General features: G+C 36.9%; 18 protein-coding genes and 1 pseudogene. 10 read left to right on the top strand and 9 right to left on the bottom strand.

The window, feature by feature from the left end:
* The first annotated feature begins 1,072 nt into the window (after window positions 1-1,072).
* Window positions 1,073-3,139, top strand: coding sequence for a ribonucleoside-triphosphate reductase, adenosylcobalamin-dependent (gene nrdJ / locus GSM42_RS16075; protein WP_160802554.1), 2,067 nt, complete (start codon window positions 1,073-1,075; stop codon window positions 3,137-3,139).
* Window positions 3,140-3,245: 106 nt separating this feature from the next.
* Here the strand turns inward: nrdJ and GSM42_RS16070 are convergent, their stop codons facing one another.
* On the bottom strand, window positions 3,246-4,724 hold the full coding sequence (locus GSM42_RS16070; protein WP_160802603.1) for an Lsa family ABC-F type ribosomal protection protein: 1,479 nt from the start codon (window positions 4,722-4,724) through the stop codon (window positions 3,246-3,248).
* Between the two features lie 464 nt (window positions 4,725-5,188).
* Between GSM42_RS16070 and GSM42_RS16065 the strand changes: the two are divergent.
* From GSM42_RS16065 to GSM42_RS16055, 3 genes and pseudogenes are all read left to right on the top strand, one after another.
* Window positions 5,189-6,522, top strand: a pseudogene (locus tag GSM42_RS16065) (SulP family inorganic anion transporter).
* A 140-nt stretch (window positions 6,523-6,662) separates the two neighbouring features.
* On the top strand, window positions 6,663-8,015 hold the full coding sequence (locus GSM42_RS16060; RefSeq protein ID WP_160802553.1) for an MFS transporter: 1,353 nt from the start codon (window positions 6,663-6,665) through the stop codon (window positions 8,013-8,015).
* 477 nt (window positions 8,016-8,492) lie between these two features.
* Window positions 8,493-9,242 (top strand): DUF2935 domain-containing protein, encoded by a 750-nt coding sequence (locus tag GSM42_RS16055; protein ID WP_338055321.1) that lies wholly within the window; start codon window positions 8,493-8,495, stop codon window positions 9,240-9,242.
* Between the two features lie 73 nt (window positions 9,243-9,315).
* Here the strand turns inward: GSM42_RS16055 and GSM42_RS16050 are convergent, their stop codons facing one another.
* Entirely contained in the window at window positions 9,316-9,828 is a 513-nt protein-coding gene (locus tag GSM42_RS16050; protein WP_160802551.1) for an endonuclease domain-containing protein, read from the bottom strand.
* A gap of 398 nt (window positions 9,829-10,226) precedes the next feature.
* Here GSM42_RS16050 and GSM42_RS16045 point away from each other — a divergent pair, with 398 nt between their 5' ends.
* The 3 genes from GSM42_RS16045 to GSM42_RS20415 all read left to right on the top strand — a co-directional run bounded on the left by GSM42_RS16045 (window position 10,227) and on the right by GSM42_RS20415 (window position 13,634).
* A complete protein-coding gene (locus GSM42_RS16045; RefSeq protein WP_160802550.1) occupies window positions 10,227-11,906 on the top strand; it encodes an NAD-dependent malic enzyme in 1,680 nt (559 codons plus the stop codon).
* A 283-nt stretch (window positions 11,907-12,189) separates the two neighbouring features.
* On the top strand, window positions 12,190-13,416 hold the full coding sequence (locus GSM42_RS16040; RefSeq protein WP_160802549.1) for a GNAT family N-acetyltransferase: 1,227 nt from the start codon (window positions 12,190-12,192) through the stop codon (window positions 13,414-13,416).
* Between the two features lie 29 nt (window positions 13,417-13,445).
* Window positions 13,446-13,634 (top strand): hypothetical protein, encoded by a 189-nt coding sequence (locus GSM42_RS20415; RefSeq protein ID WP_202404965.1) that lies wholly within the window; start codon window positions 13,446-13,448, stop codon window positions 13,632-13,634.
* A gap of 603 nt (window positions 13,635-14,237) precedes the next feature.
* Here GSM42_RS20415 and GSM42_RS16030 read toward each other — a convergent pair.
* From GSM42_RS16030 to GSM42_RS16015, 4 genes are all read right to left on the bottom strand, one after another.
* Window positions 14,238-14,672, bottom strand: coding sequence for a hypothetical protein (locus GSM42_RS16030; protein WP_160802548.1), 435 nt, complete (start codon window positions 14,670-14,672; stop codon window positions 14,238-14,240).
* Window positions 14,673-14,882: 210 nt separating this feature from the next.
* Window positions 14,883-15,368, bottom strand: a complete 486-nt coding sequence (locus tag GSM42_RS16025) for an HXXEE domain-containing protein (protein WP_338055324.1) — start codon at window positions 15,366-15,368, stop codon at window positions 14,883-14,885.
* A gap of 164 nt (window positions 15,369-15,532) precedes the next feature.
* A complete protein-coding gene (locus GSM42_RS16020; protein WP_160802547.1) occupies window positions 15,533-15,925 on the bottom strand; it encodes a hypothetical protein in 393 nt (130 codons plus the stop codon).
* A 103-nt stretch (window positions 15,926-16,028) separates the two neighbouring features.
* On the bottom strand, window positions 16,029-16,382 hold the full coding sequence (locus tag GSM42_RS16015; protein WP_160802546.1) for a L,D-transpeptidase: 354 nt from the start codon (window positions 16,380-16,382) through the stop codon (window positions 16,029-16,031).
* A gap of 177 nt (window positions 16,383-16,559) precedes the next feature.
* On the opposite strand from GSM42_RS16015, the gene fumC reads away from it, so the two are divergent.
* Complete coding sequence (gene fumC / locus GSM42_RS16010; protein WP_160802601.1) at window positions 16,560-17,993, top strand: class II fumarate hydratase; 1,434 nt, start codon at window positions 16,560-16,562, stop codon at window positions 17,991-17,993.
* 66 nt (window positions 17,994-18,059) lie between these two features.
* On the opposite strand, the gene odhB is transcribed toward fumC, so the two are convergent.
* A complete protein-coding gene (gene odhB, locus GSM42_RS16005; protein ID WP_160802545.1) occupies window positions 18,060-19,313 on the bottom strand; it encodes a 2-oxoglutarate dehydrogenase complex dihydrolipoyllysine-residue succinyltransferase in 1,254 nt (417 codons plus the stop codon).
* A gap of 26 nt (window positions 19,314-19,339) precedes the next feature.
* The gene (locus GSM42_RS16000; RefSeq protein ID WP_160802544.1) at window positions 19,340-22,147 is read right to left on the bottom strand and encodes a 2-oxoglutarate dehydrogenase E1 component; all 2,808 of its coding nucleotides are present in this window, start codon (window positions 22,145-22,147) and stop codon (window positions 19,340-19,342) included.
* Between the two features lie 943 nt (window positions 22,148-23,090).
* On the opposite strand from GSM42_RS16000, the gene GSM42_RS15995 reads away from it, so the two are divergent.
* Window positions 23,091-23,561: a DinB family protein gene (locus GSM42_RS15995; protein WP_160802543.1), complete on the top strand. Its 471-nt coding sequence runs from the start codon at window positions 23,091-23,093 to the stop codon at window positions 23,559-23,561.
* Window positions 23,562-23,634: 73 nt separating this feature from the next.
* Here the strand turns inward: GSM42_RS15995 and GSM42_RS15990 are convergent, their stop codons facing one another.
* Entirely contained in the window at window positions 23,635-23,898 is a 264-nt protein-coding gene (locus GSM42_RS15990) for a PadR family transcriptional regulator (protein ID WP_160802542.1), read from the bottom strand.
* A gap of 255 nt (window positions 23,899-24,153) precedes the next feature.
* Here GSM42_RS15990 and GSM42_RS15985 point away from each other — a divergent pair, with 255 nt between their 5' ends.
* Window positions 24,154-24,747 carry a TetR/AcrR family transcriptional regulator gene (locus GSM42_RS15985; protein ID WP_160802541.1) on the top strand — a complete coding sequence of 198 codons (594 nt, stop codon included), beginning with the start codon at window positions 24,154-24,156 and terminating at the stop codon, window positions 24,745-24,747.
* The last annotated feature ends 63 nt before the right edge of the window (window positions 24,748-24,810 follow it).

The raw sequence follows: 24,810 nt of genomic DNA, 5'->3' as shown, positions 1-24,810 counted from the left end.
AGATGGATATATATTGTTAGAATAATTACGAAATACAATCACCAATATACTTTTTGGTTTTACTTGGGCAAAAGTCATTCATTCTTTTATGGAATTCTCTATTCTGCCAACCCAAATTAGATGTAATTTTATGAATAATATTATATGAAAGCTAAAGTGAAAATCATTATAGACAGCTAGTGAGTAACAAAAAATAATAATGAAGTATATATATTTTTACAATTTTAGATATAGGAGAATGATAAAATGAGTCAACTTAAGTCCTTGATAATTGAAATAGAGCGAATCTTAATCCATGATTTTCTTCGGGAAAATATTCTACTGTTGCCAATATTACTAATAGCTTATATAGGAATCAGTATATATATACTATTTAAGCTATTGCCTAATAAACCTATTTATTAGTCTATTCCTATATTAGCTATGTGTATACTATTTGCTATTTTCGTTTGTTTAGCAATGTATTTTAACAGAATCGAAGAATTAGCTGCTATAGCTTATGTATACTTTGCAATTGCAACATTTATCTCGGCTTTCGCTGGTATTGCATTTATCTACTATTTAAGAAGAAAAGAAAAAAATCGCTGACAAATCAGCGGTCTCGAGTTACATAGGTATCAAACGGTCAAAATACGTTAGTGATTGAAGGCTCCTTATCTCTAAGCATATCACTATGACCACATTTTCATTCCCTTTAAATTGTTATTGTCAATGAGATTAATACTAGGTTGGCAAGTTTGTTGAATTGGAACATATTCGTTACCATTTTCTTCTTTCTTCTTTTTTTTGATAATAAGTATATAAACTGATGACCTTTTTAGAAAACGAAATCAAACTCTAATGAAATCATTATTTTGAATAAGAGGACCAAAAGTCGTTTCTAGTTGATCGGAAATATACAGAATTTTTTCTTCCGTATTTCCTCTTCACACAATATATAGTATGAGTTATACTCTAATAGGACTATATATGGGGCGGTCATGAACGGAAGTTTATGCTGTTTCTACTTTTATGAAAATGTACATATTAAACTATTCTAGTTTTTATCTAGAATGAAAGTGGAAGGATCTGAATGGTAATGAAATTATCCGATAAATTTTTAGAGCAGTATGATGAATTCCCAGAACATATGACGGCATACTCTAAATTTGTTTATTTACGAACATATTCACGCTGGTTATTTGAAGAAAAACGACGTGAAACATGGAAAGAAACATGTAAAAGAGCTGTTGAGTATAATTGTTCCCTAATTGAAGAGACAACGGAACAAGAAGCAGAACGTCTCTTTGATAATATGTTTCATCTTCGTCAATTCCTTTCCGGACGTACCCTTTGGATTGGTGGTACAGAAGCTGCAAAGAAATATCCAATGGCGAACTTTAATTGTAGTTTTGTTGTAATGGATGATTTTGAAGCAATTGATGATTTGTTTTATTTACTTATGGTTGGCACAGGAGTTGGATTTAGGATTCTTAACTCTGATGTTGCTAAGTTTCCTAGGGTTCGAGACAATTTACAACTGATTCATACGAAGTATAAAGCAACTCCAAAATATGCACGAACAGATCATACATCGATCATTTTCACGGGAGATGTTGCCGAGATTAAAGTTGGTGATTCCAAAGAAGGATGGGTACAAGCTTTATCTTTGTACTTAAAACTATTTTGGAATAAAGATTATCGAGGGATTGAGACAGTAATTATAAATTATAATGATGTTCGGCCGAAAGGTGAACGGTTAAAAACATTTGGCGGCACAGCATCAGGTCATGACTCATTGAAAGTTATGTTTGAGAAGATTCATGATGTACTTACAACAGATCGATTTGCACCAAGGCCAGAAAACGGGCAATTAAGACCAGTTCATTTACTAGATATTTGTAATATTATTGGCCAAAATGTGGTTATTGGAGGGGTGCGGCGTACAAGTGAAATCGCCTTGCTAGATGCAAAAGACGATGAAACAATTATGGCAAAACAAAATCTTTGGCAATATCCAGATAAAAGTCATCGTTATATGAGTAATAACAGTATTTTCTATGAAGAAAAACCATCTTGGGAGCGCTTGAAATGGCAGTTTGATGTATTGGAGAATGAAGGAGAGCCTTGTTTTGTCAATGCAGAAGCAGCGAGGAAAAGACGACCAAATTTTCAAGGTGTAAATCCATGTGTGGAGATATTACTGGACTCACGGGGACTGTGTAATTTAACCACTATAAATATGATGGCTTTTGTGGAAAATGGCGAATTAAATCTTTCTAGCTTATTACAAGCACAAAAACTATCTGCACGAGCTGGCTATCGTATGACAAACGTTGACCTAGAACTTTATAAGTGGGATGCAGTACAGAAGAGAGATAGATTGATTGGATGTTCTGTCACAGGTTGGAAAGATGCGATGGAAGCACTTGGTTATGATGAAGTGCAAGAACAGTTATTGCAGGAACAAATGAGAGATGCAGCTCGATCTGCTGCGAATGAGTATGCTGATTCTTTAGGTACACCACGTCCTCTGTTAACTACAGCGGTGAAACCAGAAGGAACTATTTCCCAAGTTGCAGGAGGTGTATCTTCTGGACTGCATCATACACATTCTCCATATTTCATTCGTCGGGTGCGGATAAATGCTACCGATCCATTATGCAAAGTAGCGGAAGAGCTTGGATGGTCTGTTCATAATGAAGTTGGACAAGGTATATCGATAACAGACGAAAATGGGACAAAGCGGTTTGTACCAGTTGATACGAAAGTTATTGAGTTTCCGATATCTTCTCCCGTAACTCGAACCAAGTATGAAGTTTCAGCTATCGAGCAATTAAATACGTACTACAATTTCCAAGATAATTATACAGAGCACAATTCCTCCAATACGATCTCTGTAAAGGATGGAGAATGGGAGCAAGTTGCGGATAATATTTATACACATTGGGATGATATGGTCGCAGTTTCTTTTCTAAAACTGGATGGCCATGCTTATGAATTAGCACCTTACGAGAGTATTACCAAAGAGAAATTTGAGATTATGAAAGAAAATATGAAGCCTTTTGATTATACATTGTTAGAGCAATTCGAAGATACTGGTGAGGACTTTGAATTAGATAATGAAGATTGCGCAACGGGAGCTTGTCCCATAAGATAAAGAAACTCAAGAAAAGGTGGAGTTTTTCTCCATCTTTTCTTGAGTCATTAACTTTTTACGCTGCATTTTTATGAGGATACACAAAGCAAATGATGAAATAATTACATTAGAGTTCAATGATTTTCGTAGCGATATTCTTACAAAATTCATTGTCATGTTCCACAATAAGAATAGTTGGGGAGTGTTCAAGCAATAATTCTTCAATTTGCATACGTGAAATAACATCAATAAAATTAAGTGGTTCATCCCATATATACAAATGAGCTTTTTCACTAAGACTTTTTGCAATCAATACTTTTTTCTTTTGACCACCGCTAAAAGTTGAAATATCCTTTTCAAATTGGACTCGAGAAAAATCAAGTTTTCTTAGAATTGATTTAAATAGACTTTCATCAAGTCCATTGTTTCTCGCATAGGCAGTTAAATTTCCCTGCAAGTTTGTGGTGTCTTGTGAAACATAGGATATTTTAAGCTGACTTCCTTTTCTAAAGACCCCAGTATAGTCGATGTTCTCCCCACAAATAAGTTTGATAATACTTGATTTGCCGGATCCATTTTTACCAGAAAGCGCAATTCGTTCCCCTTGTTCAATCGTAAAACTTATATCTGTGCAAGCTAACATTTTGCTGTAATAAATAGAGACATTCTCAAGTTCAGCAAGTTGTTTTTTATGATAAGCAAGTGGTGAAATCTTCAAGCTGTCTGCGCTTTCGATATTTTTGAGGAGCTTTGACTTTTCGTCAACAGCAGCTCGCTGTCTTTTCTCCATTGCTTTGGAGCGCTGCATCATTTTAGCAGCTTTGTGACCTATATATCCTTTATCTACTTTGGAACCGGAGTTTGTGGTTCCATTTTTCGTTTTTTCCACTTTGTGTGACCAGTTACTTTTTTGTTTGGCAGATTTAGACAATCGATTGATGTCTTTTTTTAGTTTTTCGTTTTCTGCAAACTCAAAGTTATCTTGTCTGAGTTTATTTTCCCACCAAGTGGTGAAGTTACCTTTTTGGATTTCGATGTTAGTCTTATTGATGGAAAGGATATGATCTACGCAATTATCAAGAAATGATCTATCGTGAGATACTAGAATAAATCCACTTTTCGCGTGAAGGTAATCACTTACCAGTTTTCTTGCATTTCGATCCAGATGATTGGTAGGTTCATCAATTAATAGAAAACTATTTTCTTTCAAAAATAATGTTGCTAATAATACTTTGGTTTGTTCTCCATTGGACAAAGAATCAAAAGGGCGATACAAGACATCTTCTGAAATTTTTAGTAAGGAAAATTCACGCATTAATTCCCAGTGAAGATAATCAGGATAAATTTCGTCGATTACATCAATTGTATTCAGTTCTTCGTTTTTGACGTGGAAAGGGAAATATTCAAATTGTACGCTCGCATGGATACTTCCGCTGTATTCATATTTACCAAGTAGTAAGTTGAGAAATGTTGTCTTTCCTCTACCATTTCTTCCTGTGAATCCCAATTTCCAATCGGTATCTATTTGGAAACTTACATTTTCAAATATGTTATCGTAACTATTATCGTAGGCGAATGTCAGATTTGTAACATTTATTAAAGACATGAAATCACACTCCTGAAAAATACAAATAAAAGCCACAAGAAAGTTACTTTCTCGTGGCTCAATGAAATATAGCAAATCTAACCCATTTACGGGTTTAGATAAGTATACATGGTTTGAGTGAAAAGATTTAGTAACTTTCTTGCATATAAAAAATAAAACAAACAAAATTGCTTTTCATGTTTTACTTTATTAGCAAGAAAAATTACATATACTTTTCAACTCCTGATATCAAATTAAAAATATCGTATCACATTCTTTTTTTGATTTCCACATGGAAAGAGACAAAATTCATACAAAAAAAGGCTCCATACTTTTAGGAGGATTATTGTTTGAAGAGACAAATAGAATAATATTTTTTACCTCTATGTAAGTGTTTTCACATGGTATACTTCGCAAGTGTAATTTTCGAGTGAATAAAAAAGAAAAGAGGTAGATTAGTGAAAGTACAGTTTGAACAATTGTATATGCAACAATGGTTTGGAAATATTCGAGCAGACGTATTAGCTGGAATGACCGTTGCATTGGCTCTCATTCCAGAAACGATTGCGTTTTCGATTATTGCGGGTGTTGATCCAATGGTTGGATTATATGCTTCTTTTTGTATGGCGGTTGTCATTGCATTTGTTGTGGAAGATCAGGGATGATTTCCGCTGCTACAGGAGCTATGGCTTTATTGATGGTCACGTTGTAAAAGATCATGACCTAGAATATTTATTTGCGGCTACTGTTTTAACGGGTATCATCCAATTCATATTTGGGATCTTTAAAATTGGGCGTTTTATGAGTTTTATTCCGCAATCGGTTGTAATTTGTTTTGTGAATGCCTTAGCTATTTTGATTTTTATGGCTCAACTCATTTTACGGGACAATCATGGATGATGTATGCAATGGTCGTTGGTACTTTAGCAATTATTTATATTTTGCCACATTTTACAAAAATAGTTCCGTCTTCTTTAGTAGCGATTATTGTAATGAGTATAATAGCGATTGCTTTTCATCTGGATCTTCGTACGGTAGAGGACATGGGAGAAATCAAGCAAGCTTTACCCCTCTTTCACATTTCACATATTCCGTTGACATGGGAAATGTTCACCAAAAAGCGAGAAAAGTCAAGAAATAGAAGGTCAGGGAATCGCCAATATCGTAACCGGATTTTTTGGTGGTATGGCTGGATGTGCGATGATTGGGCAATCTGTCATCCATTTAAAATCTGATGGTCGAGGTCGTATATTCACAATAGTTGCCGGGTTTTTCTATTGTTTTTGATCATGGTACTAGGGGATATTGTGAAACAAATTCCAATGGCTGCTTTGGTTGGAGTAATGATTATGGTTTCGATTGGTACATTTGATTGGCAATCATTGCGAAGTTTGCATCGTATTCCAAGCAGCGATGCGTTAGTGATGCTGGTAACGGTAGCGATTGTAGTTGCAACGCATGACTTAGCAAAAGGGGTTACCACTGGAGTGGTTTTAAGTGCTGTTCTATTTGGATGGAAAATCACAAGATTGGATGTATCTATTTAAACTGGAAGATGAAACAAAGTTTATCACATATCTGGACAACTCTTTTTTGGAACAATGAGTCATTTTACAGATCTCTTTACCTACCATGATGATCCAAAAGAAATTGTAATCGACTTTACCCATTCCCATATATATGGGATCAATCAGCTGTCACAGCAATTGCCAAGGTTCAAAGCAAATACAAACAATTAGAAAAAGAAGTGATGATTCGAGGATTGAATGAAGAAAGTAAAGCATTGATGAATCGGATTGGTTATTCTTCTTCTCTTTAATTAAAACTAGGTCTATAGTAGGCCTAGTTTTAATTTTTCCAACTATATATGTACTTTCCTTTACTTCTACTATATTGTAATAAATGATACATTATTGTGTACCTAATAACCAAAAGTATGAAATGGAGTAGGAGGTCATAATGAATAGGAAAATATCTGTTTTGATTAGTATCATTCTCTCTCTTTTGGTCGCCTCTTTGGATACTACTATCATGAATACAACCGCCCCTGTTATCGCAGAAAACCTTGGTCAATTTGACTTGTTTGCATGGATATTTGCCTCTTATATGATTACCACAACTGTTTTCTCTCCTATAGCAGGTCGCTTATCTGATATATATGGTAGAAAACGAGTATTTTCTTTTGGGATTGTTTTGTTTTTAGTTGGTTCTCTGCTATGTGGAATATCAGAGAATATGGTGCAACTAGTTATATTTCGGGGTATTCAGGGGATTGGAGCTGGTTTTATGCTTCCCTTTCCCGCTATTATTGCAGGAGATCTATTTTCCATTGAGAAACGTGGAAAAATCCAAGCACTGGGGACAGCTATGTGGGGATTATCAGCTGTACTTGCGCCGATGTTGGGAGCTTTATTTGTTGAGTATTTGACTTGGAGATGGATATTTTATGTCAATATACCTATTGCAATCCTTGCGTTGGTTACGTTACTACCTTATAAAGAAGTGTATACTCCTAAAAAAACTTCGATTGATTACATAGGGACGATTTTATTTATAGTTAGTGTGAGTTTACTACTTTTAACAACAGTAGTTAAAACTTATCAAATACTTTATGGTGTCATTGGCGTTTTCTTTCTCATTGTTTTTATCTTGGTGGAGAGAAAACAAGAATCACCGATTATTCCTCTTTATTTGTTTCAAGATAAACAACTCCGCTGGATGAACGTAAATGGATTTTTGGGATGGGTTTCTTTATTTGGGACAGCGAGCTATATCCCATTGTTTTTGCAAAAGATAACGCACCTTTCTATTTTCATAAGTGGATTAGCATTACTTGGCACAGCAATCGGTTGGATGTTTTCATCTGTTGCAGCAGGGAAATGGATAGCAAAATACGGCTATCGTCCGCTATTTATAATTGGAAATGCTGTGTTGCTTTGTTCAGGTATTTTCCTTTTTTTGCTAGAGATGGAACATGGATTTTGGTATGTGTTTTTTGTCATGTTGATTCAAGGTTCAGCTTTTGGTTTACTTTCTACAACAGGTGTTATTGGAGCGCAACAACTTGTTTTAGAAAATGAAAAGGGAGTTTCTACTTCATTTACCTTGTTTATTCGTAATATTGGAACTGCCATTGGTGTTACTATTATGGGTATATTTCTAAATCAGTCAGATGATTTTATGGCAGGTATTCATCATCTATTTCTATATGGATTGATCGGAAGTGCGATTGCCCTCTTCACTGCTTTTTTTGTAAAAGATCCTGTCCAGCCAGAAGTACTGAAGAATAAAAGGAGTCAGATAAAGGGATGAATAATCCCTTCTCCAAACCTTAAATGAAAATATACCAATGAATGAGAAGAAACAAGTGACATGATACCGCACTATCAATTAAACAGTTATTCTATATAGAAAGTAATAAAATGTCATACGACATCTTTTTTGCCATGATTTCTTTGATGAATCCTCCAACTTTGTTACATTACAAAGCAGAGGATTTATTTTATATCCGTTACCTACCCTGTACCTATGTCCTGACAATGACGCGGTCTTGCGCAACGCCAATCTTATTGGTTTTCACAGATACAGTGACCCTAATGGACCATGAAAAAATGAAACAAGAAACTCAAGTTTACGCTGAGCGTCCATCTTTTTCTTCAATCATAATGGTTTTTATGACATACATCAAAAGATCATGCACCAGAAAGTAGTTTAAATATGATTCATAAAATAATAACTCCATTTTTTTGTCATATATCTAAAAAAGAGTGATAAAAAGAGGTGAATGCAGTGGATAATTTGAAAGAAATTCTTGATTATGAGCAACATTTTTGGCTTCATGTGCTTCGAGATCATTGTCAGTTTATCTTGGAAGCTCTTGCTCCCACAGAAGAAAAAGAGATCTATAAAGCCCAAGAACTTTACGCTTCATTTGATAATTTGTACCAGCACCACTCGCATGACCTTTCAGCAGTTTATCAAGCTGTTTGTAAGTTGAGGAAATTTAAACTTCACTTATTAAAAAGATTGTTGACAGAGCAAATCTCTTTTCATCTTACTCCCACATTCGTCAATCACATGGTAAATGAACTCGATGAGTATTTGAGAATTCTTGATTGTTTCCAACGAAATAAGGTGCCAAAGCATCTCCATTCTCTGCACCATCATCTGCTATGGTTACCAGATGCCGCTGGTCATGCTACTGCATTAAACCAAAATACAGATGGTGTAGAGAAAGAATGGTTAGCCAAAACTGCTTATTTTACTAAGCAATTTGAAGCATTTTATTTAAAAGCGATTGAACTAGCTGGGTATTTGCGCACCAATTGTATGCATTTTCCCGCTTTAAGTCGTTTTAACCAGGATGTTGAGCTGCAGATGAAAATTTTTCAAAATTTCTTGAAAGAAGTAGAGGAAATGACTACAAACAAGACGCTTCTTGGGACGATTGCACCATTAATGGCTGATCATATGTATCGAGAAGAAAGATATTATTTAGATAAGTTAGCACAAGCGAAGGCGGCAGAGGAAACAGTATAGATTTATTAAGAAGTTCCGACCATAAAAGATCGGAACTTTTGTTTTCTGCATTTTTTATATCTTATCAATGATCCTAATTCGCTTTCTTGTTCTTCGATATGGACTTTGGATTCATATAAGTATAGATTTTTTGTATCGAAATTGGTAACTGATCTTGCAATAAATCTTGATAAGTAAAACGCATTACTTTCCAGCCCATACGTTTCATATAAGCATCTCGTTTTCGATCGTGTTCTTTCATTTTTGAACTAGAATGATAGGCTTGACCATCACATTCCAAAGCAAGTTTTCTTGAAGGAATGGCTAAGTCAACCCAATATGGTCCTAGTGGATATTGTGGTACTATTTTCCCTTTGTAATCGCAGCGGATCGCATAGTACAGCATTCGTTCAAGTGGGCTGTCTGTTTGGAAAACAATACGATCTAAACTTGGCTTGTAACCTAATTTCATTTGTTCCAAAATAAATTGAATGGCTAAGAATGGATAGAGAGGGACTCTTGCTTTTCTTTTAAACGCTTTTTTAAACTCAATATATTTTCTTCTGATGATTCGTTGTCTTTTGTAATTATTTCTATTGTTTTTCAATGCAAATAAACACCTCCTAATTAAGAATACTATAGATAGTATATGCATTCTAATTATTTGAATATTTATTTTCCTGCAAAAAAGAAATAGACTTTATGGGGTATTCTCTTGTATAAAGAAAATCATGAAAGTGAATAAATAAAGTAAAATATTTTATATGATGTTAAGCAATTACCAATTAAGTAAAATAAGGAAATGAACACATAACAATTTTCTTCATTTTGTATAAATAGTAGGTGTTGAAAGTATACAAGTGCTTGTGACAGCTCTAGGTAGATACTTTCATTTTGCTCACCTTGTAACGGAATAAAAAATCATGTAAGGTTTCTCCAGTCATTTGATGATTTCAATTATGATCAGGAAAAATAATAAATACGCAAAAATTTGGGGGAACTCTTATGTATGAACACCTAGAAACAACACTACGAGGTCGTAGTATTTTAAAGTCTCCAAAGTTAAATAAAGGGGTCGCTTTTTCGATTGAGGAACGGCAGTCACTTGGGTTAAATGGATTGTTACCACCAGCCGTGCTGACTATTGAAGAACAAGTAACACGTTCTTATAAACAGTTTAAAGACCAACCTGATGATCTTAGTAAATATGTATACTTAAGCCTATTACGAGCACGTAATGAGATTTTGTTCTATCGGTTGGTTTCCGAGCATATAAGCGAAATGCTTCCGATTGTGTATACACCAACGATCGGTCTAGCAATCCAGCGCTATAGTCAAGTGTATCGTGGACCTCACGGGGTATATCTTTCGATCGATGATCCAGATGGGATTGAGGAAGCGTTTCGCAATCTGAGAGTCGATTCAGACGAAATAGATTTGATCGTCGCTACAGATGGAGAGAGAATCTTGGGAATTGGAGACTGGGGAATTGGTGGTATTGACATTGCCATCGGTAAACTTACGGTATATATCGCAGCTGGTGGAATTGATCCTAGTCGTGTTCTCCCTGTTATTTTAGATGTTGGAACCAATCGAGAAAGTTTACTGGACAATCCTTTGTATATCGGTAGAAGACACCCGAGAGTACGTGGAGAACGTTATGATGCTTTTATCGATGCCTATGTAACTACTGCTAATCGTATGTTTCCCAATGCAATGCTACACTGGGAAGATTTCGCTCAGCCTAATGCTCGACCGATTTTAGAGAGATACCAAAACAAAATTTGCACGTTCAATGATGATATTCAAGGAACAGGTGCTGTTTCCTTAGCTGTGGTATTATCTGCGGTTCGAGCTTCTGGAATTCCTTTGGATCAGCATCGGATTGTGGTTTTTGGCGCTGGTTCAGCTGGGATCGGCATCGTGGAGCAAATCCGAGATGCAATGGTTCATAATGGTCTATCCAAAGAAGATGCGAATCGCAAGTTCTGGTGTGTTGATAAGTTTGGTCTTCTAATAGAAAATATGGAAAACCTTGCTGATTTTCAACGTCCTTATGCTCGAACTATTCATGAGATCAAAGAATGGGATCACAATGGATCTGATGGTAACATTTCTTTTGATGAAGTAATTCGTCAAGTACAGCCAACCATTTTGATTGGAACGTCAACAGTCGGTGGTGCATTTACAGAAGAGATCATTCGCCAGATGGCTGCTCATGTAGATCGACCTATCATCTTGCCGATGTCTAATCCAACAACTTCTTCAGAAGCAATTCCAGCCGATCTATTGACCTGGACGGATGGCAGAGCACTTATTGCAACTGGTAGTCCGTTTGAACCTGTTACACATAATGGGGTTACGTATGAGATCGGTCAGGCTAATAATGCATTTGTCTTTCCTGGTATTGGATTAGGGACGATTGTGTCTCGAGCAGAACGTGTCACAGATAAAATGCTGGAAGCCGCAGCAGAAGCAGTAGCAGGAATGGTAGAAATATCAGAGCCTGGTTCATCTTTATTACCTCCAGTGGAGCAACTGCGTGAAGTATCAGTATCTGTTGCTACTAGTGTGGTACAAGCTGCTATAATAGATGGAGTGGCTCGTAAACATCCGAGCGATATCGAACAAGCAGTTAAACAAGCAATGTGGCAGCCTGAGTATCGTCCTTTGCGCGGGGTTTAAGTAATAGAAGCAATAATCGGATTTGATAGCGACTGTTGAAAAACATGATATAGGAAGAGAATTTCAATAGAACTAACTAAATGAAAGTCTTAAGTGCTTGAAATCCAAGTAGCTTTGGCTTTCTTTTTTTGTTCTTGTAACTATATTTCATAATTATTAAATAAGTATAAGGTTAGTTCACTTGAGAAAAGTGTTAATTTTTGCAAATAGGAAGCCCAATCTTTACATTTGTTATATTTAATTCTATATTTAGAGAATAAAATTAATACTTTGTTTAATGTAAATGGGATTTGAAATTGATATTTCCTTTTCAAAAATGGTAACTATAGGGGGGATCGATATACATTATCATGGTAAATGTAAAGATATAAGTCCTATATCGATCAATTTTACCCCTATATCTCTTATTCATTCTCCCAAGAGTTGGAATTCGCTTGTAGGTCCCAATGCTTTTTACTCTAGTTATGAGTGGATTCATTCTTTAGAACTTGCACATGGGACTAATCCGACCTTTTTAGCACAAATCGATGATAAAGTTTTAGGAGGGATACCATCATGGAGAGGCGATTTATCTGGAGATCCATTGTTCACGCTTTCAGAATTGATTGGTGATTTGCCTGGATCATGGGACAAACAGTTTTTATGGCTAGGAGGGCACCGAGTTACTGCAAACTCTCTTATCTGTACGAAGGGGGAGCAGCGATCGCATGTTATTCGTGAATTGATCCATGCTGTCCGTGTTTATGCTGATAAACATCAATTTTCAGGAATTGTATGGCCATATCTTTCTCTAGAGGAAGCATGCGAAATTGCTCGATGTTGTCCATCAGCAAATTTCGTCCTGCACTCTGCAGACCCTGTAGTGCATATACCAGCGGATGGATTTCAGGGTTTCCTACAAGCTGCACGACGCAATGATAGGAAAAAATGGCAAAAAGAAATAAAAGACTTTCAACATTCTGGCGGAGAAGTAGAGTGGAAACCATTAGAATTTGATGTAATACAATTGGCGGCTAGATTGATCGCTGCAAACCGGAGTAAGTATGGTTCTAGTGGTGGATTAGAATGGATGCATCGTACCTTTTCTGCTCAATTACAAAGCGGAGTTGCGAAAAAGGCTATCGTAGCACTATCTCGTGTAGGAGAAAAAATCATGGCACTAGCAATATTTTATCGACATCACGATTGGCTCTATGGTCGATATTGGGGAGCGGATATAGATGCACCTCCTTATTCTTATTATGTTCTGACACACTATGCTGCTGTGAAATGGGCAGCTCAACATGGTTTTCGACATATACATCTTTCCATATCTGCGTGGGAATCAAAAGTAAGAAGAGGTGCACACCTTTATCCATTAGCCATGGTTATCTTTCCACCACATGGGAAATCGGGATTCGTAAGTGAATCCTTAGCCCGCAAATATAACAAGTCTGTTGTGGAACATTGGAAAAAAAGATTTTTAACTAGACCTGAAGCAATTGATATTTCATGGTCTAATTGGGCTTAAAGGAAGCTTTATGGAAGGGGATGATCAATATGTTATATTTGGTATATAAATTTCAACCTACTGCCTATGCACGAGCAAACTCTGGCGAATTTTGGAGATGGATGCAAGATAGAGAGCATTGGTTTTATGATGGGCTTGAGATGGTATTAAAAACAGAGTGGTATGTAAGAACAATCGGTATCGATGTTCACGCTGTCGAACATATTGTGACTTTCTAAAATGAAGCTGAGTGGGGCGAATATCGTAAAAAAGTACGACAAAAAAGCCAAGATCCCGAATGGGAAACCCGAAGGACTGAACAAGAGAAATGGTATGAGATTTTGGACTCGAGTCTGCTAACAGATCCACCTGTTCAGATGGGCTTACGTCGTGATTAGTTTGAAAAAAGTATGCATTAACCATCCATTTATTTGGATGGTATTTCGTATTATAAGGTTGTCCAGCTAAGAAAAAACTTATACAAATGGTTGCAGTTTCACGGTAGCCGGGTAGAACGAGGTGATATTTGGGGGTATGTGATCCATCATAAAAACAGTTCACCCCCTATTTGTTTAACTATGTTTGAGCTGGTTGGGACAGATAATCCGTATCACATGCGAAGCTATAGTAGCTAAGAGGGATGGGGCTACCGGCATGTAAGTAAGATAGGTGGGTGGAAAATAATGAATCCAGTACCAACAATCAAAATCTTCCCAATTTAAAGTGGGATACTTGTTGAACCCATTTTTATTGGTTAGCAATATATGAAAAATCTAGGGAAACGCAGTGCGGGGTAACTTTCCAAGTGAGTTACCCCGCATGGAGACCAACCTAGTCGTAGGCTACTTCACTTCGAAGACTAACCGAAACGACCCACAAGGGCTGGTCCATGTCCAAGGCTTGTAACCAACCTGTTCCACCTGGAGACCTTCAGCACATGGGAAATCCTGTGAATCCTGAATGACGGAACCATCACTATCAATGCCAGTTGGATGATAGCAGACATTGGCGTGTGCATCCTCACCAGGGCGGACATGGGTATAAGCAGGATCGCTCATCCATGCATGGACAAAAAGCTTACGATCCCCTTCCGTGGCTTTAACTTCCTTATCTTCGTAGCCGCCTTCCACACAGTCCGAGTAGCTGAGCTTGATCGTCTGCACAGGGTATTCCTTCGGGTTGACAACACCTTGCAGGAATCCATTATACATACTAATAATCAGATATGAAATAGTATCAAAAAAATAAGAGATAATTTTACTGAGGAAACTTGACAAGATATTCGTCATAATGAAGCTAGATTATCACCTGCTAGATATAAAAAATCTGAAATCCCCCTATTTTTGGAATTTCAGATTTTTTGTATGCCGTGGCTTTGAAGTCCTATATAAGGATAAATCGTTTTTCGTAGATAATTTTTGAAGTTAATTCGATAAAGTTGAGTCAAGAAGAGAAGGAAACGACTCAAATAAAAAGTAGATTAATTTCTAATCATTTGTTTTTAAAAGCTTTCCAGCTAGGTAATGACCGAAAAGCACAATAGGAACAAGTAGAAAACCAAAAGGTATACTTATAACTATATCTGACCAACTTACCACCTTTTCGACTAGCAGGCGGTAAAATAGGTATAGGCTGTAAGGGAGAATGAAGAAAATGGCAGTTAGAACTCCTGGAACAAATCTTCTCAAATATATAGATTGACCAATATGCATAAACACATGTAGAAGCATTATGATATTCACACCTAGAAATAAGAGATAATCCATTCCTTCTGATGCTATAAGAGTTGCAATAACTAAAAAAAGAAGTTCGACAAGAACTGCTAGAGCGAACTGTTGTGTTGTTACTTTCGAGGCTTGATCCGTAATTTTTAAGAATGGAGATGGTATTTTGTGACGAAATTTGTGATAATGACGCGCGAACCATGTTTCCATATAAATAATCTCTTCAAAATCATGAATGAGAAAGACGATGAGAAATAGCCAGACGACGGAATGTAGACTTAATATGGTGTTTAGGTGTTCGATTATCTTCTGTTTCCTCTCTATTTTTGAATGAATGTATAGATAATTCTGATGATATTAAGATAATGATGTATGAGATTTCTAACTGGAAGGTAACTAAGAATGCAAAGGAATTATTGTATTCTTTTTTTCTCTTGCAAATATCGAAACCATTCATCTAACCCCCAAAATAGTATTGCTATGAGATTTCCAGGATTAAAAAGTTGAATCTCTCCTTCAGCTCTTTTCACATATGTAAAGAATGCGATAGAAAAGGCCACATGAATGAAAAATGACAATAATCTGCGATACCGAATTTTTTGTGATAGGTATTCAGCAAGGATAGAAACAGGAAGTGCATATAGGAACATAAACAGGATAGCAGTCGTAAATGAGATGATAAATATGCCGATAGATTCACTAAAGGTTAGATCATGCATAATCAAAAGAAGATATACAGGAGTTACAAATACCATTACAAACGTTACAAGTATTTTCCGAAGAAAAACTATCTTTATTTTTTTCACCTCTTTTTAAAAATAGGAATATATTTAAATGAGTTATTTTATTATATAACAGTTTATAATTTGAATCTCCCTCTTTCGTTAGAGGAGGAAGGATAGTCCACAGCTAGTTACGGATGATTACAGATGTCCCAATACCAACTCTTTTGCCTAGATCCTCGACATCTTTGTTATACATACGAATACAACCTTTTGATACCATTTTTCCAATAGAGGAAGGACGATTCGTACCGTGAATACCGTAACCTCGACGAGACAGTCCCATCCACAATGTTCCATATGCAGTAAGCTGTCCACCAGGTCTGCTGTATGGATAGGTGACTTTGTTTATAATGACATAATTACCGACAGGTGTTCGTGTGAGTATTTTACCGATACCGATCAAATAACTTTTGATGAGCGTGTTGCCTTCATATAAGTACAGTCGTCTTTTGGATAGCGAGACTTCAATGTGAGGCATGTTCGGTATTCTCCTTTTTTATTAGTGTATGGATAAGAGAGATTTGGGGTTACCGTGTTTAACGTAGTAGAATGGAATTGGACTATGTGAGAAGAAAAAAGGGCAGTACTGTAAATTTTTTTAATTAGAAGGAGAGATTTGGTGAAACTCGAAGGAGATTCAGCTCATAAAGCAGGTATGTTAGTGGAAAATGGAAAATATCGCATCGAAACGGATTCCATGGGGGAAATATTGGTTCCAGCAGAGCAATTGTGGGGGGCACAGACCCAGAGGTCGTTACTTCATTTCTCTATTGGCGATGATCGAATGCCTTTGGAAGTGTACCATGCGTATGGATATGTAAAAAAGGCTGCGGCCAAAGTAAATAGGGATGCAGGTGTTTTATCAAAGGATAAAGCAGAATTGATTATGCAAGTTGCCGATGAAGTGATCACAGGTCAATTAGATGCCGAATTCCCGCTATTTGTATGGCAGACGGGTTCTGGAACACAGACCAATATGAACATAAATGAAGTAATCTCGAATCGTGCAATTCAAAAAGTAGGAGGAACTTTAGGTACAAAAGATCCCATTCATCCAAATGATCATGTCAATATGTCTCAGTCTTCCAATGATACATTTCCAACTGCTATGCACATTGCCACTGTACTTGAATTCTCGAATCACTTGATACCTAGTGTGGAAAAACTGATTCATATGATGTGGGATAAGGCAGTAGAGTGGGTGGATGTTGTTAAAATAGGACGAACTCATCTACAAGATGCTACTCCGCTAACTGTTGGTCAAGAGTGGTCCGGCTATGTTACACAGTTGAAAGATGCACTTCAGCTCGTCAAAAATTCGATGGCTGGACTATATCAACTTGCAGCTGGTGGTACAGCAGTCGGGACAGGGATAAATACGCTTCCCGGTTTTGGCTCAAGTATCTCCTCTGAGATCGCACAGCTTACCGGGCATCCTTTTGTAACAGCACCTAATAAATTTGCTGCTCAAGCATCCTTGGATGCAATGGTGAATGCTAGTGCAGCTCTACGTGCCCTTGCGATAGCACTTATGAAAATCTCTAACGATATTCGTTGGCTTGGTTGCGGACCTAGAGCTGGGATTCATGAGTTAAATTTACCTGCTAACGAACCTGGTTCATCGATTATGCCCGGAAAAGTGAATCCAACACAAGAAGAAGCGATGATTATGGTCTGTGTTCAAGTGATCGGCAATGACAATGCAATTGCTATTGCTGGAACCCAAGGAAACTTTGAACTGAGCACCATGCGTCCAATAATCACTAAAAATGTGTTGCATTCTAGTAAAATCCTTGGTGATGCATGTGAAATGTGGCGTAAGTATAGTATTGAGGGGATAACATTAGACAAACAGGGAATTGAAAAGCATGTGAATGAATCGCTTATGCTTGTAACCTCTTTGAGCCCAGTTATTGGCTACGATAAAGCTTCAGCAATTGCCCATAAAGCATTTGCAGAAAATACAACTCTGCGTGAGGCAGCTATTTCTAGTGGTTATATTACCGTAGAAGAGTATGATAAGAACATCGATCTAAAGAAAATGGTAGGAGATCCACGTAAAGACCTTGGATTAAACGGAAAAACTTAGATAGTAAAAGAGTCACCGCTATTTTACTCGAAGCTGGTGACTCTTTTTGTGATAGTATCCTCGTGTTTAACCTTCCAGTAACAATAACTCAGGTTCCTCTAACAGCTTTTTAATAGTAGCCAAGAAACCAACAGCTTCTCTACCATCTACAATGCGATGATCATAGGAAAGGGCGATGTACATCATAGGGTGGTGTTCTAATTTATCGCCTTCTGGAGTGCTTACCGTTACAGGTCGTTTTTGTATGGTGTGCATTCCTAAGATTCCTACTTGTGGTGCATTGAGGATAGGAGTAGAGAAGAGAGAACCAAATACGCCACCATTGGTAATGGTAAAAGTACCACCTTTTAAATCTTCTAATGTTAATTTATTGGTTCGAGCTTTTTGAGCTAGTGTGGCGATCTGCTTCTCAATTTCTATAAAACTCAGCGAATCTACATTACGGACTACAGGAACGACAAGACCCGCGTCGTTAGCAACAGCGATTCCAATATCGTAATATTTTTTGTAGACAATATCTTGGCCATCGACTTCTGCGTTGAGAATAGGGTATGCCTTTAGAGCACCAACTACTGCTTTGCTGAAGAAAGACATAAAGCCTAGATTGATCTCATGTTTATCGATAAATGCCTGTTTCCGTCTTTTACGGATGTCCATGACTTTGGACATATCTACTTCATTGAAAGTAGTGAGCATGGCCGCATTGTGTTGTGATTGTACCAAGTTGGTTGCAATCGTTTGTTGTCTGCGAGTCATCCGTTTGCGTTCCACCGGCTTAGAAGGTGAAGTGATTTGATTGGTTTCCGGCTGGGAAGGAGAAGACGTCTGGGAAGCTTGTTTCTCTATTTTCTTCTCAGAATCAGTATTGTCTTTTTGGAAACGTTCCGCTTGAAGATCTTCTATTGGAACGCCTTTTTCCCTTGCCAGTTTTCTCATTGCAGGGGAAGCATTGGATCCTACGCTTCTTTTTGTATGAGAGTCTTGTTTTTCTTGCTCAGAATTCGACTCTTTCTTTGCTGGAGTGGAGGATGTTTGTTGATCAGCTGTTTCTTTTTCTTGTTGACCTGAAGTAGATCCTGCATCCGCATTTTCATCAAGATGGGCGATTACTTCACCAACTTCAACATTTTCTCCTGCTTGTTTGACGATTTTTTTCACTACTCCTGCTTGTTCCGCGGAAATCTCCATATTCACTTTATCTGTTTCTAATTCAAGTAAGATATCACCTTGCTGTACACGATCTCCTTCCTTGACCAACCAATTGGATATGGTCCCTTCTGTAATGGACTCTGCTAGATTTGGTACTTTTACCTCAGTCACGATTTTTCCCTCCTGGTATAGGACAGTTATGATTTATGATGCAAAGCATCTGTGAGAATACGTTGTTGTTCAACATCATGTACATTGGATTTTCCAGTTGCAGGGCTTGACCGATCTGGTCGACCAATATAACGAATGGAAACTTGATCAGATACTGTTTCTCTAATTCTAGATTCCATAAAAGTCCATGCACCCATGTTTTTCGGCTCTTCTTGTACCCAGACCACTTCTTCTAAATGTTTGTATCTATTCATAATAGATTGGATCTCTTTTTTCGGGAATGGATATAATTGTTCTACTCGTAAAATATGTAACCATTTCTTTTGTTTTGGAGACATAGCTTCCAATTCAGTCGACAAATCAATAGCGATTTTGCCACTACACAAAATTAATCGTTTTACTTGATCGGATTTTTTTCCTAAACCTGTTTCTTCTTTTATTGCTTGGAATGAGCCTGTTTCTAACTCCACACTAGGCGAAACTGTGCGTTTACTGCGTATGAGGCTTTTAGGAGCCATCAAAATCAAAGGACGAGCTTCTTCTTTTCCTGTCATAGCAGCTTGACGGCGCAATAAATGAAAGTATTGAGCTGCACTTGATAAATTAGCAATTACTACGTTATTTTCAGCAGCTAATTGCAGATAGCGTTCCAAACGTGCACTTGAGTGTTCTGGTCCTTGTCCTTCATATCCATGAGGCAATAACATCACTAAACTAGAATTTTGTCTCCACTTCGCACGTCCAGCAGATAGAAACTGATCAATGATTACTTGGCCTGCATTCGCAAAGTCTCCATACTGAGCTTCCCAAAGCGTAAGGGTATTTGGGGCAAAGAAGTTGTATCCATATTCAAACCCAAGTACCGATGTCTCAGATAATGGACTATTATGAATCCCAAATGCTGCCTTCGCTTGAGGGATAGAGTGTAGCGGGCTAAATGTTTTACCTGTTTTGCTGTCATGCAGGACAAGATGGCGGTGCGCAAAAGTTCCTCTTTCTGTATCTTGACCAGTGAAACGAATAGCTGTTCCTTCGCTTAAAATGGTAGCAAAAGCTAATGTCTCAGCTAATGCCCAATCTACTTTTTCTTCTTCATCCAGTAGACTGATTCGTCTGGATAATGTACGTTCTAGTTTGGGATATGCGTTGAAAGATTTTGGTCGCTCTAACAGGGCATGGTTGATAGCTTTCAACGATTCAATGGTAACTCCAGTATTTATTTCTGTTGGTAGATTCAAGCCTGTTTCAGAATGGTATTCTGTTTGGTTATCTGTTTCTTCCTTCATTTTTTCGTGTGCAGATTGTAATGTTTCTTTGATATTCGCTTCCCATGTTTTAATTTCCGTAGCATCTACCCATTTTTCACTCAATTTTTCAGCATATTGTGTGCGAATGGTTGGGTGTTTTTGAATAATTTCATACATAAGCGGTTGTGTAACGGTTGGATCATCCATTTCGTTATGACCAAAGCGACGATACCCAATGAGATCGATTAGAAAATCCTTTTGGAAACGAGTGCGATATTCACATGCAAGACGAATAGCTGCCAGACATGCTTCTGGATCATCTGCATTCACATGGACAATCGGAATTTCAAATCCTTTGGCCAAATCGCTGGAATAAGTAGTAGAACGAGAATCTGAGTGATCAGTTGTAAAACCTAATTGGTTGTTGGCAATAATATGGATCGTTCCACCTGTGCGATATCCTGTTAACTGACTTAAATTCAAAGTTTCTGCTACTACGCCCTCTCCTGGAAAAGCTGCATCTCCATGAATGAGTAAAGCGATAGCTTTGCTGGTATCTAGTTGTGGATAACCAGGATTGGTACGATCTTCTTGAACAGCTCGGGTAAATCCTTCTACCACTGGATCGACAAATTCTAAATGACTGGGGTTGTTAGCCAGTGTTACACGCGTGCGGACACTATTACTGCCATCTATATCTCGATTTCCACCAAGATGGTACTTTACATCACCTGTCCATCCGTAGTTAATGCCCATAGATCCTTCAGATGGAACAACTTCTTTATTGGTAGAATGATGGAATTCGGAAAAAATCTTCTCATATGGTTTTCCAAGTATATGAGCGAGTACGTTTAAACGACCACGGTGTGCCATGCCCATCATTACATGACGGACGCCCACTTGAGAACTGGCACGAATCAGTTCGTCAATCATGGGCACCAACATGTCTACACCTTCTATCGAAAATCGCTTTTGGCCAGTAAACGTACGTTGAAGAAATTTCTCAAATTCATCTACTTCGATCAGCCTCTTGAGTATATCTGATCGGTTTTCGGTAGTTAAATCGGTAAGAAACTGTCTGGATTCGACCACAGAATAGAGCCATTCTCTTTCCTCTTGATTGTGAACATGACTAAATTCATAAGCTAGTGATTCTGTATAAATAGTTTGTAGGTGTTGGATGACATCTAGTGCTGTTCGGATGTTATCCGATAACCCTGTCCAAATTAATTCTGCGGGTATCTGATTTAAATCTTCCTCATTTAATCCATACTCACCGTGGTTAGGCAGAGAATGTTGATTTTTTGTCAGAGGATTAATGTTTGCAGACAAATGACCGTATGTTCGAATATATTGTACCAATTTTTCAGCTGAAATTACTTTTCGTACATCTATACCCGACTCTATTTTCGGCTGCTTGTTTTCTGAAGTAATGGGAGATCCCCATTCCTCAAAAAGACTCTTCAAGGTGGAATCCACGGATTCTGGATTTTTGCTATATATTTCATATTGCTCTAGTATGTATGCTAAGTTAGGTCCATGTAAATCATTCCAAGGCTTTTCCTCTTTACCTTTTTGATTTGGCATTTTGATTCCTCCTCCTACTTGTAATTTTATAGTTCCTTCCATTTTTGATAACCAATGAAAAATCATTAAATCTTTTTAGAGTGCAGTGGCTAAACGTTAATAGAGAAATAAAATAGGGATTGATATTTTTGAAGCATGTCTCTTCCATATTATTCCCATTGTATAGATATTATTGATCAAAAAAGTAGTAGTTGGCTTCTACTTGAAATTTTAACAAAACTTCCAATGTATTGTGTAGTTATAAATTCCTCTCCCTTATACAGATCACCAAAAACTTTAGATATCCTTGGTTTTTCATATTATTTCTGTGTGGTTCTCTCGTTTTTCTTATCATATATAGAAACAGATTTAAATTTACCTTGACTTTATAGAAGGTAAATCAGTCCCTACCATGAATAATAGCAAACATAATAGCAGAGATGCTATCAAAATTTACTTCATAATTAAATATCATTCATTCATAAATCAAATGTTACTTGCTTTTTTGCAGAAATATAATCGGAAAGCAAGAAAGTGTTTTGGGATTCCGTGGTCAATTGGATTCATATAGACTTAATTACAAAGTTATTTTTTTGACAGCTAATGAAAGGAAAGTCGTGGATGAGAAGGTTGCCTGAATGCTTTGCGTCATTGGATCAGGATGTGTTATGTATTAAGATTTCACCCAACTGATCTGTGGGCATGGATGATCTTTTTAAAGAAAAGGGGAAGTGAAAATTCGGAGTAATCGTATAGCATAAAACCTGAAAATTATATATTTAAACATAGCAGGATGACCACTTCAGCTTTTTTGTTTTACAAAGGTCCAAGATATAGATCATCCTTTGGGAAGGAGTGCGAGATAAAGACAGATGGTAGGATTTTTCAATCCTTTTGGGATATGGATTACTATATACTTAATTAGAAACAAAATGTTACAAGTGGAAAGCTGAGGTATGAAAAAATGAAAAGTAATGAATTAATCATTTACAATTTTGAAGAAATTAGACGTAGAAGCATAAAAGTATGGCAGGAAATACCTCAGAATCTATTGGTTTGGAAACCAGATGAACAAGCACTAAGTATGAAAGAAATGATCAGACATGTGCTGGATTCAGAACATTATTATCATCTATGTATAAAAAATAGAGGCAGTTTATCTTTCTATCAATCACCATTTGAAAATCGAAGCTTTGTTTCTGTTGAAGATGAACTTCAATTTAGTCAACGTTATCGCAAAGATTTTTTAGCTACAGTCAAAGCTTTTACAGAAGAGGAATTATCTGATATTCAAATTGATCGTAGCGATGTGGGCTATGTTCGCTCTTTAGGTGATATGTTGTTAAGAGTTGCATACCATGAAGCTGTTCATACAGGACAGATGTTAGATTATTTAAGAACAGCGGATGTGAAACGAGCAAATATTTGGGACTAGATATTGGCTTCAGTCCAAAATGATAACTTGATGGGATGACCAACTATATTTTCGATAGTTGGTCATCGTAGTATTAGTACCTAATACTATTAGCTTTTTTAACACCTTTTTCTGTCAACCAGTAGTAAATGCGAAGAGGTCTTCCTTGTCCAACACGGTCTTTTTTATCTTCCTTTTGGTTTTGTGCAAATCCTTCTTCGGCAAGGCGATCAAGAATAGGATACACCGTACCATGTCCCAATCCAGTGAGATCACAAATTTCTAGCCCATAGAGTTTATGATTTTCTTGATGAGCAGAAAGTAGTTCGCGCAGAACCATTTTAGTTGGAGCTGTCATTCTCAAAGTAATCCTCCTGAGTCAGCTTGCTACTTGTCAAGAGCATTTTACCATAGATATTTTCTATGGTTTTGAGAATTTGCAGATGGTCAATTATTTACTTTGGTGAGTGTAAAGGAAATAAAAACTACTTTAAATCCTTATAGCTTATTTTTAAGATTTTTAAATACACCTCTCTGCCTGTTCTTGTATAATAACTTTTCTACACCTAAAATAAAGTTAAATAATTGAAGTTTGATGTAGAAGGTGATCGAAATGCCTAAAATGGTCAATCATGAACAACGAAAAAAAGAAATAGGACAAGCTACTTGGGAAATTATTCAAACCAGAGGAATTGAAGAAGTATCTGTAAGGAAAATTGCTGACCAAATGAATATTTCATCGGGGTCAATTCGACATTACTTTCCTACACAAAACGAATTATTGCGATATTGTATCAGATCTGCAGGAGAAAATGTGCACCACCACATTTTATCGCATATCGATTTATCCTTGACACGAAATGAAGTAATCAAACAGATGGTATCTGAAATCTTACCTATGGAAGGTTCAGGACAAAGAGATATGGATGTATGGTATTCCATTATCACATTTGCTAAGAAAAATCCAAATCTCCAAGATCTTTCATTGCGTATTTTTCAATACATGCGGTATATGCAAAAGACGTATATTGATTTACTGAGTCAAGGAGGCTTTCTAGATGAAACATTGGACAGGGAAGTGGAGGTAGAACGCTTACATGCACTTGTAGATGGTTTATCTCTTCATTGGAACGCAAACCAAGGTACCTTGACAAAAGATATCATCCGAAAGGCATTAGAAGTGCATCTGCAATCTATATGCAAGTAGAGAAAGAACGAAATAAAAACAAGGGTTTTTCATAAGGTTTGAACAGCTCCATTTTCATGTATT

Origin of the sequence: Shimazuella alba, from assembly GCF_009831235.1 — a bacterium.
GTDB lineage: Bacteria > Bacillota > Bacilli > Thermoactinomycetales > Thermoactinomycetaceae > Shimazuella > Shimazuella alba.
Note: the sequence above shows the minus strand (reverse complement) of the source record. Positions and strands in the feature narration are given on the sequence as shown.